A 2,500-nucleotide genomic window follows, 5' to 3' on the forward strand; every position below is an offset into this window, starting at 1 on the left:
CCTTCAGGTTATGAGCCTGACGAGCTACCGGGCTGCTCCACCCCGCGATTGTAGGGGAGACTGGAAGACCTGGCGGCGACCGACTTTCCCGTGCCTTAAGGCACAGTATCATGGGCGCTGGGGGTTTTCACGGCCGAGTTCGGGATGGGATCGGGTGGATCATTCCCCGCCATGGCCACCAGGTCATCCAGTCTCCCCGGTATGGGGTATGGCTGGAAGTGGATGGGTTGGTGTGTATGGTGATGTGTTGAGAGTGGATGACTGCTGTGCATGTGTGTTGCCCTTTTAAGGGGGCGATGGAATGAGCCTATTGGGCGATTAGGACCAGTCAGCTGCACGCATTACTGCGCTTCCACACCTGGCCTATTGACGTGATGGTCTATCACGGCCCTTGGGGAGACCTTGTTTTGAGGTGGGTTTCCCGCTTAGATGCTTTCAGCGGTTATCCCGTCCACACTTAGCTACCCGGCTGTGCCGCTGGCGCGACAACCGGTGCACCAGAGGTATGTTCATCCCGGTCCTCTCGTACTAGGGACAAATCCTCTCAAGTCTCCAACACCCACGGCAGATAGGGACCGAACTGTCTCACGACGTTCTAAACCCAGCTCACGTACCACTTTAATCGGCGAACAGCCGAACCCTTGGGACCTGCTCCAGCCCCAGGATGTGATGAGCCGACATCGAGGTGCCAAACCTCCCCGTCGATGTGGACTCTTGGGGGAGATCAGCCTGTTATCCCTAGAGTACCTTTTATCCGTTGAGCGATGGCCCTTCCACGCGGGACCACCGGATCACTATGGCCGACTTTCGTCTCTGATCGAGCTGTCACTCTCACAGTCAGGCGGGCTTATGCCATTGCACTCGACAGCCGGTTTCCGACCGGCCTGAGCCCACCATCGCGCGCCTCCGTTACACTTTGGGAGGCGACCGCCCCAGTCAAACTGCCCACCATGCAGGGTCCCGGACCTGGCTAACAGGCCTCGGTTAGACATCAGAAACAGTCAGGGTGGTATTTCAAGGATGGCTCCACCGGAACTGGCGCCCCGGTTTCAAAGCCTCCCACCTATCCTACACAGAATGTCTCTGATGCCACTGCAAAGCTGCAGTAAAGGTTCATAGGGTCTTTCCGTCTGACCGCGGGTACCCCGCATCTTCACGGGGAATTCAATTTCGCTGAGCCGATGCTGGAGACAGCGGGGAAGTCGTTACGCCATTCGTGCAGGTCGGAACTTACCCGACAAGGAATTTCGCTACCTTAGGACCGTTATAGTTACGGCCGCCGTTTACCGGGGCTTCAATTCAGTGCTTGCACACCTCCTCTTAACCTTCCGGCACCGGGCAGGCGTCAGGCCGTATACGTCGTCTCTCGACTTCGCACAGCCCTGTGTTTTTACTAAACAGTCGCTACCCCCTGGTCTGTGCCACCCGCCCATGGTTGCCCACTGACGGGTCTTGCTTATCCCGAAGTTACGCAAGTAATTTGCCTAGTTCCTTCAGCATCGTTCTCTCAAGCGCCTTGGTATTCTCTACCAGTCCACCTGTGTCGGTTTCGGGTACGGTCTATATGCCAGAGCTATTTCCTGGAATACTCCAAAAGCCAGATCAATCCGATAAGACCTGACAACATATTGTATTCGTCACTTCTGGCAGGCCCGGGAATATTTGCCCGGTTTCCATCGACTACGGCTTTCGCCCTCGCCTTAGGGGCCGGCTCACCCTGCGCGGATTAACCTTGCGCAGGAACCCTTGGACTTTCGGCGACAGTGTTTCTCGCACTGTTTGTCGCTACTCATGTCAGCATTCGCACTTCCGATATCTCCAGAGAGGGTCACCCCGTCTCCTTCACAGACCTACGGAACGCTCCGCTACCGCGCATTCATAGAATGCACCCACAGCTTCGGCACGTGGCTTGAGCCCCGTTACATTTTCGGCGCAAGGTTTCTATTAGACCAGTGAGCTATTACGCTTTCTTTAAAGGATGGCTGCTTCTAAGCCAACCTCCTGGTTGTTTTGGAATCCTCACATCCTTTCCCACTTAGCCACGATTTGGGGGCCTTAGCTGGTGGTCTGGGCTGTTTCCCTCTCGACAATGGACCTTAGCACCCACTGTCTGTCTGCCGAGCTCATACTTCCGGGTATTCGGAGTTTGGTTAGGTTTGGTAAGGCTTTGGGCCCCCCTAGCCCATCCAGTGCTCTACCCCCCGGGGTAATACTCGACGGTCTACCTCAATAGATTTCGCGGAGAACCAGCTATTTCCGAGTTTGATTGGCCTTTCACCCCTAGCCACAGCTCATCCCCGACTTTTTCAACAGGCGTGGGTTCGGCCCTCCAGTGCGTGTTACCGCACCTTCAGCCTGGCCATGGCTAGATCACTCGGTTTCGGGTCTTCTGCCAGCAACTCGTCGCCCTATTCAGACTCGCTTTCGCTGCGCCTACACCTAACGGCTTAAGCTTGCTGCAAACAGAAACTCGCTGACCCATTATACAAAAGGTACGCCG

At 55.9% G+C, this 2,500-nt stretch carries 2 rRNA genes (1 of these 2 cut by a window edge); both read right to left on the bottom strand.

Features of this window, described 5'->3' with window-relative positions:
* Positions 1-67: 67 nt before the first annotated feature.
* Positions 68-183: ribosomal RNA gene (rrf, locus tag DV027_RS16845) — 5S ribosomal RNA — on the bottom strand.
* Positions 184-298: 115 nt separating this feature from the next.
* Positions 299-2,500, bottom strand: a 23S ribosomal RNA gene (locus DV027_RS16850); it runs 537 nt beyond the window's last position.

The sequence above is a fragment of the Komagataeibacter xylinus genome (assembly GCF_004302915.1).
In the GTDB taxonomy this organism is placed as follows: domain Bacteria; phylum Pseudomonadota; class Alphaproteobacteria; order Acetobacterales; family Acetobacteraceae; genus Komagataeibacter; species Komagataeibacter xylinus_C.